Annotated in this window: 18 protein-coding genes and 1 pseudogene; all 19 read left to right on the top strand. The window is 67.1% G+C overall.

Annotated elements, in window-relative coordinates:
• Window positions 1-543: TolC family protein (locus PO768_RS24010; RefSeq protein ID WP_272648045.1), on the top strand; the 543-nt coding region annotated here is incomplete at its 5' end.
• A gap of 11 nt (window positions 544-554) precedes the next feature.
• Window positions 555-1,880 carry an ABC transporter permease gene (locus PO768_RS24015; RefSeq protein WP_272648046.1) on the top strand — a complete coding sequence of 442 codons (1,326 nt, stop codon included), beginning with the start codon at window positions 555-557 and terminating at the stop codon, window positions 1,878-1,880.
• A 23-nt stretch (window positions 1,881-1,903) separates the two neighbouring features.
• Window positions 1,904-3,139 (top strand): ABC transporter permease, encoded by a 1,236-nt coding sequence (locus PO768_RS24020; protein WP_272648047.1) that lies wholly within the window; start codon window positions 1,904-1,906, stop codon window positions 3,137-3,139.
• A gap of 12 nt (window positions 3,140-3,151) precedes the next feature.
• Window positions 3,152-4,483 (top strand): sigma-54-dependent transcriptional regulator, encoded by a 1,332-nt coding sequence (locus tag PO768_RS24025; protein WP_272648048.1) that lies wholly within the window; start codon window positions 3,152-3,154, stop codon window positions 4,481-4,483.
• Between the two features lie 10 nt (window positions 4,484-4,493).
• On the top strand, window positions 4,494-5,867 hold the full coding sequence (locus PO768_RS24030) for a sensor histidine kinase (protein ID WP_272648049.1): 1,374 nt from the start codon (window positions 4,494-4,496) through the stop codon (window positions 5,865-5,867).
• Window positions 5,868-5,911: 44 nt separating this feature from the next.
• Window positions 5,912-6,406 carry a hypothetical protein gene (locus PO768_RS24035; RefSeq protein ID WP_272648050.1) on the top strand — a complete coding sequence of 165 codons (495 nt, stop codon included), beginning with the start codon at window positions 5,912-5,914 and terminating at the stop codon, window positions 6,404-6,406.
• A 27-nt stretch (window positions 6,407-6,433) separates the two neighbouring features.
• A complete protein-coding gene (locus PO768_RS24040) occupies window positions 6,434-6,817 on the top strand; it encodes a hypothetical protein (protein WP_272648051.1) in 384 nt (127 codons plus the stop codon).
• 52 nt (window positions 6,818-6,869) lie between these two features.
• Window positions 6,870-7,274, top strand: coding sequence for a DUF1841 family protein (locus PO768_RS24045; protein WP_272648052.1), 405 nt, complete (start codon window positions 6,870-6,872; stop codon window positions 7,272-7,274).
• Between the two features lie 316 nt (window positions 7,275-7,590).
• Complete coding sequence (locus PO768_RS24050) at window positions 7,591-8,196, top strand: cytochrome c oxidase assembly factor Coa1 family protein (RefSeq protein WP_272648053.1); 606 nt, start codon at window positions 7,591-7,593, stop codon at window positions 8,194-8,196.
• A gap of 42 nt (window positions 8,197-8,238) precedes the next feature.
• A complete protein-coding gene (locus PO768_RS24055) occupies window positions 8,239-8,961 on the top strand; it encodes a class I SAM-dependent methyltransferase (RefSeq protein ID WP_272648054.1) in 723 nt (240 codons plus the stop codon).
• 128 nt (window positions 8,962-9,089) lie between these two features.
• A complete protein-coding gene (locus PO768_RS24060) occupies window positions 9,090-10,160 on the top strand; it encodes a transglutaminase family protein (RefSeq protein ID WP_272648055.1) in 1,071 nt (356 codons plus the stop codon).
• A 13-nt stretch (window positions 10,161-10,173) separates the two neighbouring features.
• Entirely contained in the window at window positions 10,174-10,761 is a 588-nt protein-coding gene (locus PO768_RS24065) for an RHS repeat-associated core domain-containing protein (RefSeq protein ID WP_272648056.1), read from the top strand.
• A gap of 154 nt (window positions 10,762-10,915) precedes the next feature.
• Complete coding sequence (locus PO768_RS24070; protein ID WP_272648057.1) at window positions 10,916-11,347, top strand: hypothetical protein; 432 nt, start codon at window positions 10,916-10,918, stop codon at window positions 11,345-11,347.
• The gene (locus PO768_RS24075) at window positions 11,334-11,870 is read left to right on the top strand and encodes a GrpB family protein (protein WP_272648058.1); all 537 of its coding nucleotides are present in this window, start codon (window positions 11,334-11,336) and stop codon (window positions 11,868-11,870) included. The genes PO768_RS24070 and PO768_RS24075 overlap by 14 nt, the downstream gene beginning before the upstream one ends.
• Window positions 11,871-11,959: 89 nt before the next feature.
• Window positions 11,960-12,136: a hypothetical protein gene (locus PO768_RS24080; RefSeq protein ID WP_272648059.1), complete on the top strand. Its 177-nt coding sequence runs from the start codon at window positions 11,960-11,962 to the stop codon at window positions 12,134-12,136.
• Window positions 12,137-12,139: 3 nt separating this feature from the next.
• Window positions 12,140-12,745 (top strand): alpha/beta family hydrolase, encoded by a 606-nt coding sequence (locus PO768_RS24085; RefSeq protein WP_272648060.1) that lies wholly within the window; start codon window positions 12,140-12,142, stop codon window positions 12,743-12,745.
• 118 nt (window positions 12,746-12,863) lie between these two features.
• A complete protein-coding gene (locus tag PO768_RS24090; protein WP_272648061.1) occupies window positions 12,864-14,150 on the top strand; it encodes an alpha/beta hydrolase family protein in 1,287 nt (428 codons plus the stop codon).
• Window positions 14,151-14,154: 4 nt separating this feature from the next.
• A complete protein-coding gene (locus tag PO768_RS24095; RefSeq protein WP_272648062.1) occupies window positions 14,155-14,685 on the top strand; it encodes a GNAT family N-acetyltransferase in 531 nt (176 codons plus the stop codon).
• Window positions 14,686-14,840: 155 nt separating this feature from the next.
• A pseudogene (locus tag PO768_RS24100) lies at window positions 14,841-15,240 on the top strand (ornithine cyclodeaminase family protein); the annotation flags it as partial.

Genomic DNA, 15,240 nt, shown 5'->3' on the forward strand with positions numbered 1-15,240 from the left:
GAGAGCGCGCTGGACGGCGCCCGCGCCGCCCACCTGCCCACCGTCGGCCTGAGCCTGGACAGCGGCCGCGTGAGCCAGTGGCGCGACCCGCTGGCAGCGGCGCAGCCGGGCCGAACCGAAACCACCCTGGGCGTGGCCTTGAATGTGCCGCTGTTCGCCGGCGGCAGCACCGAGGCGCTGCGCCGCCAGGCCGCCCACCAGCGGGACGCCGCGCGCGAAACCCTGGAGCAGCGCCGCCGCCAGGTGGCACGCGAAACCCTGGAGCAGTACGACGCCGTGCTGGCCGCGATCGCCCAGATCGAGGCCACGCAGTCCGCCGTCGACGCCGCCGCCAGGGCACTGGCCGCGACCCAGACCGGCCAGGCCCTGGGCATCCGCTCGATGACCGACCTGCTGCTGGCGATCCAGAACCAGGCTGCGGCGCAGAACGCCCACTCGCAGGCGCGCCACCAGTACGTGCTGGCACGGCTGGGCCTGCAGCGCGCCGCCGGCGTCGTCGATGACACCCAGCTCGCGGCCATCAATGCCCTGCTGGAACCCTGAGGACCCCAAGAATGTTGAGCTACTACCTCGCACTGGCCCTGAGCAGCTTCCGCAATTCGCGGGCCCTGACGGCACTGATGGTCATCGCCATCGGCCTGGGCATTGCCGCCTGCATGACCACGCTGACCCTGTTCCGGGCCCTGTCCGGCGACCCGATTCCGCACAAGAGCGCCAGGCTCTTCAATGTGCAGATCGACGCCCGGCCTCCGCTGGAGCAGAGCAGCAGCCCCAACCCCAGCTATCTGCTGCAGCTCACCCGATTCGATGCCGAGGCCCTGCTGCGTGAAGCGCGCGGCCAGCGCCAGGTGATGATGACCGGCGCCATCATCGCGGTCGACCCTGCAGGCTCGGGCGCCCCCGGCTCTGCCGCGCTACTGCCCTTCACGGAGACCGGGCGCTGGACCAGCAGCCACTTCTTCTCCATGTTCGAGGCCCCGCTGCTGCACGGCCGCAGCTGGAGCGCTGCCGAGGACCAGGGCAAGGCCCGCGTGGCCGTGATTGGCCGCGAGCTCGCGCTCAAGCTGTTCGGCCGTAGCGATGCCCTGGGCCAGACCCTGCGCCTGCGTGACAAGGACCTGCAGATCATCGGCGTGCTGGACGACTGGCGCCCGGCACCGCATTACTTCGACCTCACCATGGGGGCCTACGAGCATGCGGCCCAGGTCTATGCGCCACTGCAGACCGCGCTGGACCTGGACCTGCCCAGCGCCGGCGATGTCAACTGCTGGGACGGCCCCGTTGGCGACCCGCGCGCCCTGAATGCGCCCTGCGCATGGCTGCAGTACTGGGTGGAGCTGGAGAGCCCGGCCGCCCTGCCCCAGTACCAGAGCTATCTGAACCACTACGCGGCCGAGCAGCATCGCGCGGGGCGCTTCGAACACCCGGCCATCGGCCGCCTGAGCACGGTGCCGGACTGGCTCAGCCAGCGCCAGGTCGTGCCCAGCGATGTGCGCCTGCAGCTCTGGCTGGGCTTCGGCTTCCTGCTGGTCTGCCTCAGCAATACCGTCGGTCTGCTGCTGGCCAAATGCCTGCGCCGCTCCGGCGAGATCGGCGTGCGCCGCGCCCTGGGCGCTTCGCGGCGCGACATCTTCAGCCAGTTCCTGGTGGAGGCCGGCGTGCTGGGCCTGGCGGGCGGCCTGCTGGGCCTGCTGCTGACCTGGGCCGGGCTGGCCGCGATCCGCCTCAACCCCAGCGCCCATGCCCAGCTCGCCCAGCTGGACTGGACCATGCTCGGCATCACCCTGGCCAGCGCCCTCGGCGCCGCCCTGGCCGCGGGCCTGCTGCCCGCTTGGCGCGCCTGCCAGGTCATGCCCGCCCTGCAGCTCAAGAGCCAGTAAGCCCTCCTCACCGGAACTTTGCCATGGACATCCTGCCCATCCTCTCCACGCTCAAGCGCCACAAGATCGCCGCGGGCCTGATCGTGATCCAGATCGCACTCACCTGCGCCATCGTCTGCAACGCCCTGTTCGTGATCACCGAACGCCTGAAGCTGATCCAGGCCCCCAGCGGCCTGGCCGACCGCGAGCTGGTGGTGCTGCGGATCGAGGGCCTGAGCCGCAGCCAGAATCCCGAGGCCCAGACCCAGGCCGATCTGGCAGCGCTACGCGCCCTGCCCGGCGTGCGCGCGGCCAGCCTGGTTTCCCAGCTGCCCTTCGGGCGCAACAGCGTGGCCGAGGGCGTGGGCAGCACGCCCGACCCTCGTCAGCAGAACATCAATGTCGGGCGCTATGTCGCCAGCGAGAACTGGCTGCCCACGCTGGGCCTGACACTGGCGGAGGGCCGCGACTTCGAGCCCGCCGAGTACGCCGACGGCGCCCAAGTCTTCAAGCCCGGCGAGGAGCCCAAGGTGCCGGCCGTCATCATCAACCGTGCCCTGGCCGAGCGCATGTTCCCGGGCCGTTCCGCCCTGGGCCAGCCCATCTATGTCTACGGCGCCGCACCACAGATCGTGGTGGGTGTGCTGGAGCATCTGCCCTCGCCCAACCCCGGCCTGGCGGATGAGCGCGAGCGCTACACCATGGTGCTGCCGATCCGGCCCACCTTCCGCGGCGGCATCTATGTGCTGCGGGCAAGCCCGGACGCAGACCGCCAGGCCGTGCTCAAGGCCGCGGCGGCAGCCCTGGAGCAGAGCAGCCAGGGCGGCAAGCGCTTGTTCCGCCAGCAGCGCCTGCTGGAGGAACTGCGCGCCGACTACTACCGCCAGGACCGCTTCATGGTGGGCCTGCTGCTGGCGGTCTGCGCGGCCATGCTGGTGGTGACGGCCTTCGGCATCGTCGGCCTGGCCAGTTTCTGGGTGCAGCAGCGCAGCCGCATGATAGGCACGCGCCGCGCCCTGGGCGCCAGCCGGGCGCAGATCCTGCGCTACTTCCAGACCGAGAACTTCCTGCTCTCCAGCATAGGCATCACGCTGGGCATGGCGCTGGCCTATGGCATCAATCTGATGCTGATGACGCAGTACGAGCTGCCGCGCCTGCCGCTGCTCTACCTGCCCATCGGTGCGCTGCTGCTGTGGGCCCTGGGTCAGCTGGCCGTGCTGGGCCCCGCGCGCCGCGCGGCGGCGCTGCCGCCGATGCTGGTGATGCGGGGGCTGAATTAAAGTCCGCTCCCAATGCGCACCGTTCTGATCATCGATGACCACCCCGGCGTGGGCGAGGCCCTGGCCCTGCTACTCTCGCTGCACGACATCCGCGCGCTGGTGGCGCCGGACCCGGCCCAGGGCCTGGCCCTGCTCGAACGCGAGGACGTGGACCTGGTGATACAGGACATGAACTTCCAGGCCGACACCACCTCCGGGCTCGAGGGTCAGGTCTTGTTCAAGGCGCTGCGTGCGGCCCGGCCCGACCTGCCGGTCATATTGCTGACCGCCTGGACCCATCTGGAGAGCGCGGTGGCCCTGGTCAAGGCCGGGGCCGCCGACTACCTGGCCAAGCCCTGGGACGACGCCAAGCTCTTGGCCACGGTGGAGAACCTGCTGGAGCTGGCCGAGAGCAGTCGCGCCCTGCACAGCGGCCGCCGCGAGCGGCGCCGCCGGCACGAGGCGCTGGCCGGGCGCTACCGGCTCGACGGCCTGGTGTTCGCGTCCGATGCGATGCTGCGCTGCCTGGAGCTGGCCTGCCAGGTGGCCCGCTCGGCGGCGCCGGTGCTGATCACCGGCCCCAATGGCAGCGGCAAGGAGCGGGTCGCCGCCATCGTGCATGCGAACTCGGGCCAGACAGGCGCGCCCTTTGTCGCGGTCAACTGCGGCGCCCTGCCCGGCGAGCTGATCGAGGCCGAGCTGTTCGGCTCCGAGAGCGGCGCTTTCACCGGCTCGACCCGGGCGCGCGAGGGCCGCTTCGAAGCGGCCGACGGCGGCACGCTGTTTCTCGACGAGATCGGCAACCTGCCGCTGGCCGGCCAGGTCAAGCTTCTGCGCGTGCTCGAGACCGGCCGCTTCGAGCGCCTCGGATCGAGCCGCACGCGCGAGGTCAAGGTGCGCGTGCTCAGCGCCACCAATGCCGATCTGCGCGCGATGGTGCGCGCCGGCAGCTTCCGCGAGGATCTGTACTACCGGCTCAATGTCATCGAGATCGCGCTGCCGGCCCTGGCCGAGCGCGGCGATGACATCCTGCCGCTGGCCGAGCATTTTCTGGCCGGGCGCGCCACGCTCAGCGACGGCGCCCGCGCCGCGCTGCTGGCCCATGCCTGGCCCGGCAATGTGCGCGAGCTGAAGAATGTCATCGAGCGGGCCGCCCTGCTGGCCGGCGGGCAGACCATAGGGCCGGAGCTGCTGGCCCTGCCGGCGCCCGCAGCGCACCGCAATCTGGACGAGCCCAGCCGCGAGGCCGTGCAGGCCGCGCTGAACAGCGCCGGCGGTGTGGTCAGCCGCGCGGCCCAGGCGCTGGGTCTCTCGCGCCAGGCCCTGTACCGGCGCATGGAGCGCTACGGCATGGACGCGCCCTGATGTGGCTGAAATGACGCGGCTGAACACCCTGGCCATGCGGCTGACGCTGGGCCTGGTCGCCACGGGCCTGGGCACGCTGGCCCTGCATGCCGGCCTGAGCGTCTGGCCGCTGCCGCAGCTGCTGGCCCTGCTGGGCCAGCCCGCGCTGAGCGCGCCAGCCGCGCTGGCGCTGACCGGCCTGATGCTGCTGCCGCTGGCCTGGTTGATCGCCCATGGGCTCAGCGCACCGCTGGCGCGCCTGCTGCGAGCGCTCGAGGGCGCGGTGCTGAGCTACCGCGACGGCGAGTTCGGTAGCTCGATCGCCGCCGATGCGCCCGGCGCCAGCGCCGAGATGCAGGCGCTGATGCGCCTGCACCAGGAACTGGGCCACGCGCTGCGCGAGCAGCGCCAGCATCTGGCCCAGCGCGAGCTGCTGCTGGACACGGTGGTGCAGAACACCCCCGTCGCGCTGGTGCTCAGCGATGCCGGCGAGCGTGTGGTCTATGCCAATATCGCCGCCCGCCAGCTGCTGGCCGAAGGCCGCAGCATCCAGGGCGCGGACTTCAGCGCGCTGCTGGTCGAGGCGCCGGCCGCGCTGCGCGAGGCCATGCAGACCCAGCAGGACGGCCTGTTCAGCCTGGAGCTGGACGGCGCCGAGGAGAGCTTCCACCTGTCGCAGCGCGAGTTCCGCCTGCAGGGCCGGCCGCACCGCCTGCGCCTGCTGCGCCGCATGACCCGCGAGCTGTCGCGCCAGGAGGTGGCGAGCTGGAAACGGGTGATACGGGTGATCAGCCACGAGCTGAACAACTCGCTGGCGCCAATCTCCTCGCTGGCTCATAGCGGCGCCGAACTGGCGCGCCGCGGCGGCACCGAGCACCTGGCCCGCCTGCCCGGCGTGTTCGCCAGCATCGGCGACCGCGCCCGCCATCTGCACCAGTTCCTCGATGGCTATGCCCGCTTCGCCAAGCTGCCGGCGCCGCAGCCCGCCGAGGTCGACTGGGCCACCCTGCTGGATCGCCTGGGGGCGCACTACAGCTTCCGCCTGGACGGCGCGCTGCCACAGCGCCCCGGCCATTTCGACGCGGCGCAGATCGAGCAGGCCCTGATCAATCTGCTGAAGAACGCCCACGAGGCCGGCGGCCCGCCCGAGGCCATCACGCTGGGCGTTGCCCACGAGGGTCAGGACTTGCGCCTGACCGTCTCCGATGGCGGCCCCGGCATGAGCGAGACCGTGCTGAGCCAGGCCCTCTTGCCCTTCTACTCGACCAAGCGCAGCGGCTCCGGCCTGGGCCTGGCCCTGGCCCGCGAGATCGCCGAGGCCCACGGCGGGCGCATCGCGCTGAGCAATCGCCAGGGCGGAGGATTGAGTGTGGTGATGAGTTTGCCGCTGCAGCCAGCCCCCTGAACAAGCAACCCGACCATCGAGCCCCGCCTGCCATTCCAGCACCCATGAAAACCCTTGTCCTGCTCTGCTCGACCATCCTGATACTGATCGCTCCGTCCCGCAGCCTTGCGCAGCCGCTCCCCTATGCGGACGCGGACACGCCGGGAGAGGCGATCGGCATCTACAAGATGACCATCGGTATCTCGGAACGCATGCGGCGGGAGTGCTCGGCCCGTTTCCCTGAACTGGGCCCGGCCATCGAGCGCGATCTCGAAAAGTGGCGCCGCATCGATGCGCAGGAGATCCGTCATGCCGAGCAGGGCTTTCAGGCCATGGAGCGCGCCAGCCCGCAGCTGCGCCAGCAGTTCGAGCAAATGCTCAAGCAGGGCTACGAAAACAAGCTGGTCACGCCCTTCGTCGGCATGGACCCTGCCATCGAAAAGTCAATCATGCACAACTACTGCCAGCAGTATTTCGGCGATCTCGCCAGCGGGATCTGGCGGCAGCGGACGCCCAGGGTCTACCAGTTCCTGAACGCATCGGCGCGATCCGCGCGCTGAACGCCCGCCACCGACCACGCCAGCCCTATGGACCGGCTCATCCCCAAGTTGCTGTGGATCGATGGCTCCGCCGCCGCGCTGGCCGGCAGCCTGTGCCTGCTGCTGAGCCCCGCGCTCGCCCAGCTGCACGCCCTGCCGCAAAACCTGCTGCAGCTGATCGGCGTCGTCAACCTGCTCTACGCCGCCTACTCCTTCTGCCTTGCCATGCGGGCCAGCCGGCCCCGGCTGCTGATCACCCTGCTGGTGATCGCCAACAGCGTCTGGGCGGCCGTCTGCCTCGGCATGGCGGCAAGCTTTGCGGGAACGGCGTCGATATTCGGCCTCGCCCATCTGGTCGGCGAGGCCGTTTTTGTGGCCGGCCTGGCGAGGCTGGAATGGCAGTGGCGCGAGCGGCTGCTGCAGGCCGTCTGAGCCCTGCGACAGACTGCAGCATGGGATTGACCAGGCAATCAGGATCAGATCGATGGCCCGCACTTTCTACAACCCCGACGAGACGCCCGACCCCGGCACATGGCTTGCCATGCCGGAGGTGGATCGCATCCGCTTGGTACTGAACCAACACATATCGGCGCGGGCGAAGGTCCCGGGCATGAAGCTGCATGCGGCGATGCATGTCGTCGTGGAAAACCAGATCGCCAGCGGCTACGGCCCGAGCAAGCGGGCGGTAGCTCGACTTCAATCCGAGGGGCTGTCACGGCATGACGCCATTCACGCCATCGCCTTTGTGATCGCGCAGTTCATCTTCGAGTTGAACCAAGGACAGACGCCAGAGCAGCAGTCGTCCTATCAGTCGCGCATGGCCGCAGCCATAGAACAATTGCGTGCCGAGCAATGGCTCGCCGAAGGCGAAGACGCGGGAAATGGCTGACCTGGGGCAGAGCCGAACTGTCAGCGCGTAGAGCCCGAGCGTCATATGCTGCTGCCGCCTGCAGAGCCGAGCACCGAGCCCCACCAATGGGGGAGCAAGCACATACCCTAGGGATTCCTGATCACCCAGCCGCGAAAATCACCGGGTGCCGACTCGCCGATCTTTCAGTGCCTTTCGATAGGCGCCGGTAGTTCTGTTCGGGCCCGCGCCAAGGCGATCGATCGATACAGTTGCGCAGCCGTCGGAAGCCCCCGGGGCAAGCGATTTGCGACCAAAGAGCCGCCACCACCATTCAACGCCAAAGGGATACGTCGAGATGGAGAAAAACAATTCAGGCCAGGGTGCAGCGGCGACGGTTCCGGCCGATCTTGATCGCTGGAACTGGGGTGCGTTTCTGCTCAGCTGGATCTGGGGCATCGGCAACAACACCTTTATCGCCTTCCTGATGTTCGTCCCGCTGGTGAACTTCGCGATGATCTTCGTCCTCGGCGTCAAGGGCAGTGCATGGGCCTGGCGAAACAAGCGCTGGGACAGCGCGGAACAGTTCCGCGCTGTGCAGAGGCGCTGGGCTCAATGGGGGGTCATCGCCTGGCTCGGATTCGCTGCCCTGGCTGTTGCGCTGTTCTTTGGAATTTCGGCAGCGTTCAAGGATTCGGACGTATTCAAGCTATCGCTTGCAAAGCTTCAATCGAGCGAGCAAGTGACCCAAATGATCGGCACACCGATGTCGACCGGCATGCCGACGGGACAAATGCAGACCTCCGGCCCGCAAGGCAGTGCCAGCCTGTCGTTCGCCGTGGAGGGACCCAAGGGCAAGGGAACCGCCTACGTCGAGGCCGTGCAAGACCTGGGGCAATGGACGATCAAACGAATGGTCTTTGAACAGGACGGCACCAGGCAGCGCCTTGACCTGATGCACTGATTTCCTCGTCGAGACCCTGTTCGCCAAGCCCTGAGCCACAGCATGAAGCCTTACCCCCCTCAAGACCTCGCCGCCTTAGACGCGCTGCTGGCCGACCGGCACAGCGCCTGGTGGGACGGCTTCTACGCCGACCGGGCCAGGCCGGTGCCCTTCTTCGGCAGTGCGCCGGACGAGTGTCTGCATGAATGGCTCGCGGACGGCCTGATCGCGCCGCACGGCACGGCACTCGATCTGGGTTGCGGCAACGGGCGCAATGCCGTCTTGCTGGCGCGCTCGGGTTTCGCCGAGGTCACAGCGGTCGATTATTCGCAGGCGGCGATTTCCTGGGCCACGCAGCGCGCAAGCGAAGCCGGTGTCAGCCTGCGGCTGCAGCAGGCATCGGTCTTCGATCTCGCGCTGGCAACCGGTGCCTACGACCTGGTCTATGACTCGGGCCTGTTCCATCACCTGCCGCCGCACCGCCGGGACAGCTATCTGCAGCTGGTCGCCGCAGCCCTGAAGCCGGGCGGGCACTTCGGCATGGTGTGTTTCCGGCCCGAGGGCGGCAGCGGCCTGTCGGATGCCGAGGTCTATGAGCGCCGCAGCCTGGGCGGCGGGCTCGGCTATAGCGAGCCAGCGCTGCGCGAGATCTGGGAAGGCAGCACATTGTTTCGCATCCGCCAGCTGCGCCAGATGAAGCCGCAGCGGCCGGCCGAAAGCGGGCTGTTCGGCGAGGGCTTTCTGTGGGCCATGCTGGCGCAGAGGCAATGGGAATGGCATCAATGAGTGCGGCCGATTCCCGGGAGGTGCTTCTTGAGTACGCGGCGAGCCCGTGCTATCTTGCCACCGGCCAGCAAGAACGACTCGCGCACAAGGGAGGCGCGGGTTGATATCAACAGCTACGCAAACCAAGAATGAACCGCTGCCCGATTTCTCCGTGCATTCTCTTGATCTGCAGGCTGGCCAGCACTGCGTGCCTGGTTGTGGTCCTGGCCGTCGCATGGGGCGCACCAGCGATGTCCGCTGGTACCCAGACACAGCCCTTGCCGCGATCTACCGGTAGCGACGACCTGGCGACAGTTCGACAAATTCTTCAATCACCAGACGCCGACATCGATCTCGCTCGGGCAAAGCTGATGATCGACCGCATGATCGATTCAAGTACTGACCTTGAGCGAACGCAGGTACAACTTGATGGAATGGTCCGTGAGCTGAGGTCCATGCTGCCGGCGGGGGCGTCCAAGCGCCTCACCATGGATGCGCTGCGCTTCCACATGTACAAGGCAAGCCCCTGGAATGGCAATCGGCCATTCACGTACGACCTGGACGATCCCCTTGGCACGAACGTCCGCAACAAGCTCTTGACGACCTACCTCGCGACGCGCAAAGGCAACTGCGTCTCGATGCCGCTGCTGTTCATCATTCTTGGACAGAAGCTTGGCATCGATGTGACGGCGGCCGCCGCACCCAATCACCTCTTTGTCAAATACAGAGACGACAAGGGCAAGCTCTTCAATCTCGAAACGACGAGTAGCGCAGGCTTCACGCGCGACGAATGGATGCGGCAGCAGTTTCCGATGACCGATGAAGCGATCGCCTCGGGCATCTATATGCGCCCGCTGACCAAGAAAGAGACCGTGATCGTCATGGTCAGCACGCTGCTGGAGTTCTACGACACGCAAGGCCTGCAAGACCAGCGCATTGCGATGGCCAAGCTTGCGTTGGAACACAGCTCGAAGGACGTTTCGCTCCTCCTCCACGAGCATCAGGCCTACTTCGCGAAGTGGAAGCAGGACTTCACGAGCAAGTACCCGACACCCAACGACATCCCGACGGAGAAGCGCGCCCTGTTCAGCATGTACGAGGAGCGCATGAATACGCTCTTGCACCAGGCCTATGCGCTGGGCTGGCGACCACGGGATCTGACATCAGAGCAGGACTATCGGCAAAGAGTGATTCGCGCCAAATCACTCCAGCAACCATAAAGGGAGAAGACAGATGACTACACCAGCATTCGTGAAGGCCGGCGCGCTGGCGCTTCTCTGTATCTGTTTCGCCGGCACCGCAGCGGCGCGCTACGTGCAAAGCGACCCGATTGGGCTTGATGGGGGGATCAATACGTATGCATATGTCGGTGGGAATCCGGTCAGCCGCGTCGATCCGACAGGTCTTTATGTCTGTTATTACAGCGTGAGCTTTGGCGAGATGGTCTGTCACCCGGAAACTGCGGGCAACCCGACCTATCGAAGCGAAAATTGGGGGTCTGGAGGTGGCGCGTGCATGAACGATCCGACATGCATGACTCGCGAAGGTAAGGGACCGATCCCTCCTGGCAAGTGCTACGCAATCGGTGGTGCACCCAAAGCACCGAGACGCACAGATCTCAACCGTAGGGACTTGACGCCGATTGGCGGCATGCCTGCAGGTCGGTCAGGAGGTTTTCAAACCCACAACTGCGGCAAAAACAGCAAGGGACCAACCGCTACCTGTAGTGCGGGTTGCGCGGTGACGGGCGCTTCTGATTTGGAGTCCTTCTACTCCGCCATTGACTTAGAACCGATGTCGGTTGTTTGTGTTGGCTTCTAGGGCTATCGGTGTGTTCAAGGCAACGCGCTGTGCGGTCGTATGCGTGGCACTTGTTCTGCCCCCTGTTGCGGCGGGACAGTCCATCCCAAAAAGTACGCCTTCCATCCCTCCACCGGTCAATGCCTTGTCGGCTTACCGTTCAATGTGGTTCTCGTTGAATGTCTACTACGTCAACACCACCCAGGGCACGCCGTCCTTTGATGCGTCTCGGTATCGATACCCGGTGACATCGCTGGTTTACGACGTCGGGCAGATCATCTCCTCTATAACTGCTGCGCAGAAAGGAGACCTCGCGATTCGCTTTCTTCTTGAAGCGTTGTCCTACCGCATTGCCGATGCTGCTTTGGCCGAACTCATCTTTGCTGAGCTAGCGAAGCGCCCGGAAGGGACCAAGAGGATGGTGGGTCAGCTAAAGCTACTCGACGACACACCATGCGCGACCGAGTTATTGCCTAACCGAGATCTGCTTGACATCGCGCCGGGGGAATATTGTCTCAATGTTGACGTTTGGCGTGAGTCCTTGCTACTTGCCGCAAACCCACCCCGGCTCACCGCGCCGCTTCAGGGGGGCCATGACCGACGATGAATCGCTGCAACAGGCCATCGATGAAGCGGTGAGCCTGCGGCCCTACGACCGAAACTGGCCCGTGCTTTTCGAGACCGAGCGGCAGCGACTGATGGCCTTGTTTCCTGGTCTGCTACTCGATGTGCAGCACTTCGGCAGCACCGCCGTGGAGGGCATGACCGCCAAACCCATCATCGACATCCTGGCCGGTGTGGCGTCGATGGCCGTGGCCGACTCGCTCGTCGATCCGCTGACCCGCAGCGGCTACACGACCTCGGCCGAGTTCAACGCCACGCTGTCGGATCGCCGCTGGCTGATGCGGCATGCGCAGGGCCGCCGAACCCATCACCTGCATCTCGTGGTCCTCGGCGAAGCCGTCTGGCGCCAGCGCCTGCGCTTTCGGGATGCGCTGCGGGCCGACCCGAAGCTCGCGGATCGCTACCTCGCGCTGAAGAGCAGGCTGGCGCTGCAGCATGCGGAGGATAGGGAGCTGTACACCCAGGCGAAGACCGAGTTCGTGGCCGCGGTTTCAAGAGATCTATGAGCAAAGCTCCGACACAGCCAAGCGAACAGAGCACGCGCTCCTGCCTCAGGTCCTCGCCTGTCAATGACACCTTCTCAAGCAGCCCACCCATGAAGACGCGTCGATTCGCCACAGGCTTTGCCCTGATGCTGAGCATCACCTTGTCCACCAATGCACAAACACAGACGGCACGCACGCCACGCGGTGCCACGCTGCAGGTCCAGGCCGATTTCCCTGCCGGCGCAGGGCCGTTCCCTGCCGTGGTGCTCGCAAGCGGCCCCGGCTAGCACATGGCCCTGCCCGTCCTGGAGCAAAGCGCGCGCCGCCTGAACGTGGCCGGCATCGCGGTCTACCGTTTCAACTGGGCCTACTTCAGCCCCTCCGACGGCAAGCCCGGCCGGCCTTCCGAGGATCTGAGTCTTGAGTTGGAGGACATGGCCAGCGTGCTCGCGCTGGCGCGAGCCGATGCCCGCGTCGACAAGGGCCGGATCTCGGTCGGCGGCAAGTCGATGGGCTCGGTGGTGGCCTGGCGCACCTTCCGGGCCGACCCGACTCTGCGCAGCGGACTCTTCCTGACGCCTATCTGCAGCCGCCAGGCCAAGGACGAGGCCATGCCACGCGGGGTGGCCGAGGCCAACTATCCGGGCCTGGCCGAGGAGTCGCGGCCGATGAGCTTCATCGCCGGGGACCGCGATCCGCTGTGCGCGCCAGCCTTCTTGTACCGCTTTGCGGCCTCCAATACCGGCGGCATGGCGCGTGTCGCGGTGATAGGCGGCGATCACGGTTTCGAGACGCAGGCCAAGGCCACGGCGAAGGGGGCGATCGCTCACGCACGCAGCATCGCTGCAGCGGCCCAGAGTGCCGCCGATTTCGTCGCGGAGTTCTCGGTCGATTGATAGGCAAGGCGGGCGCGCCCGCGATTCATCACCAGGGCACCGCACTTCATCGCACCGATGCCCACCGGCCGGCACGAGCCAGCCACACTGGCCTCCCGCATTGACCACCGCCTTAGCCATGACGACCTCCGCCGCCGCCCTGCTGCTGCTGACCAGCCTCGCCGCCTTGTCCAGCACGAAGGCGCTGGCCGCCTGCCCGGCCGGCATCTATGGTGAAGCGACGCACGAGCGCGTCGTCGTCACCGACACGCCGCAGGGCGCGACGGCGCAGCGCTATGTCTTTGTCGACGGCCGCCGGGGCGGCGTTGGCGCGGCGGACGCGCTGCTGCGCTGCACGGCCGAGGGGCTGCAGGTGCGTAGCGGCGGCAGCGGCGCCGAGGACTGGCAGACCTGGCCGCGTATCGACTACCGCCAGACGGCGCTGCGCTTCAAGAGCCAGGGCAGCGAGCTCGCCGGCATGCTGATCGAGCCGCCCGACGCCGCCACGACGCGACCGCCGCTGACCGTCCATGTGCATGGTTCGGAGAAAACGGCCGCTTTAGGCTCGGCCTATCCCTATCTGCTGGCCTCGCAAGGCATGTCGGTGTTCGTCTACGACAAGCGCGGCACCGGCAGCTCCGAGGGTCAGTACACGCAGAACTTCGAGCTGCTGGCCGAGGACGCGATGGCCGCCGCGGCCGAGGCGCGCCGGCTCGCGGCGGGACGGTATGGCCGCTTCGGCTATGCCGGCTTCAGCCAGGGCGGCTGGGTCGCGCCGCTGGCCGCGCGGCGCAGCGGTGCCGACTATGTGGTGGTGGGTTTCGGCCTGATGCTGTCGCCGCTGGAGGAGGACCGCGACCAGGTGATGGCCGAGCTGCGCGAAGCCGGCTATGGCCCGGCCACGCTGGCCAAGGCGCGCGAGCTGACCGAGGCCACCGGGGCGCTGGTGGCCTCGCACTTCAGCAGTGGCTATCAGCGGCTGGCGACCTTGAAGCGGCGCTATGCGAAGGAGCCCTGGCTGGCCCAGATCAAGGGCGAATTCACCGGCGCGCTGCTGGCCAGCGACGAGGCGACGCTGCGCCGGCTCGGCCCGGCCCTGCACGACAATCTGGGCCTGATCTGGCATTACGACGCGATGCGCGAGCTGCGTGCGCTGCAGGCGCCGCTGCTGTGGATCATGGCCGGGGCCGACCGTGAGGCTCCCGGCGAGGTGACACGCGAGCGCCTGAGCCGGCTCAAGCGCGAGGGCAAGACCATCCATCTCTATCTCTTCCCCGACACCGACCACGGCATGTGGGAGTTCACGCAGGCTACCGATGGCAGCCGCCGCTACACCCAGGTGACCGAGGGCTATTACCGCCTGATCGGCGACTGGGTGATGGGGCGCCGCTCGGCCCCCTATGGCCGTGGTCAGCAGCTGTTCTGAGCCGATGCGAACCCTCGAAACCGAACTGCTGCGCCTGGAGCCGCAAGTCCGGGCCCATGCGCCCGAGATGTTTGCGCTGCTCTGCGACCCGGCCATCTACGCGCATGAGAATGCGCCGCCAAGCTCGCTGGCCTGGCTGAGCGAGCGCTTTGCCTGGCTGGAGAGCCGGCAGTCGGCGGACGGCCAGCAGTTGTGGCTCAACTGGGTGATACGGCTGCGGCCCAGCGAGGAGCTGGCCGGCTATGTGCAGGCCACCGTCTACCCCGATGGCCGCGCCGCCATCGCCTATGAAATGGCCAGCCGCTTCTGGGGCCGTGGATTGGCCCATGCGGCGGTCAGCCTGATGCTCGATGAACTGGCCGGGCATTACCGGGTGCGACTGCTGACGGCCGTGCTGAAGAAACCCAATGTCCGCTCGCTGCGCCTGCTACAGCGCCTGGGCTTCGAGCCCGCCGATGCGGACCTGAGCGCGCTGTGCGGTGTAGAGCCGGACGAATGGGCCATGTGCCGCCCAGCGCCCGGCGCTTCGCGCTGAGGCCGGGCTGCTGACAAATTCAGGCGGGGCCGGGGCGAGAATGCGCCGGCAACCGCAGGACGATGATGATCCAGACCTTTGACGACCATGCCNGCTGCTGACAAATTCAGGCGGGGCCGGGGCGAGAATGCGCCGGCAACCGCAGGACGATGATGATCCAGACCTTTGACGACCATGCCACCCGCCGCGCCCTGGCCTTTGCGCCGCTGATCGCCGCGCTGGAGCGCCTCTTCATCAGCGGCTGCGAGGTGCCACCCCGCCATGTGCACAGCATCGCCGGTGAGCAGGGTCAGGGCTTGCTGACCACGCTGATCATGCCGGCCTGGCTGCCGGGCCGCTACCTGGGCATCAAAACCGTCAATATCGCGCCGGGCAACACGGCACTGGGTCTGCCTGGCCTGTTCTCCAGCTATCTGCTGTATGACGCCACCACCGGCCAGCCGCTGGCCAGCATGGCTGGCGACGAGATCACCTCGCGACGCACCGCAGCCGCCTCGGCGCTGGCAGCGGCGCGGCTGGCCCGGCCGGATGCGCGCAGCCTGCTGGTGGTCGGCG

It is taken from the genome of Paucibacter sp. XJ19-41 (assembly GCF_028462495.1).
In the GTDB taxonomy this organism is placed as follows: Bacteria; Pseudomonadota; Gammaproteobacteria; order Burkholderiales; family Burkholderiaceae_C; genus Roseateles_E.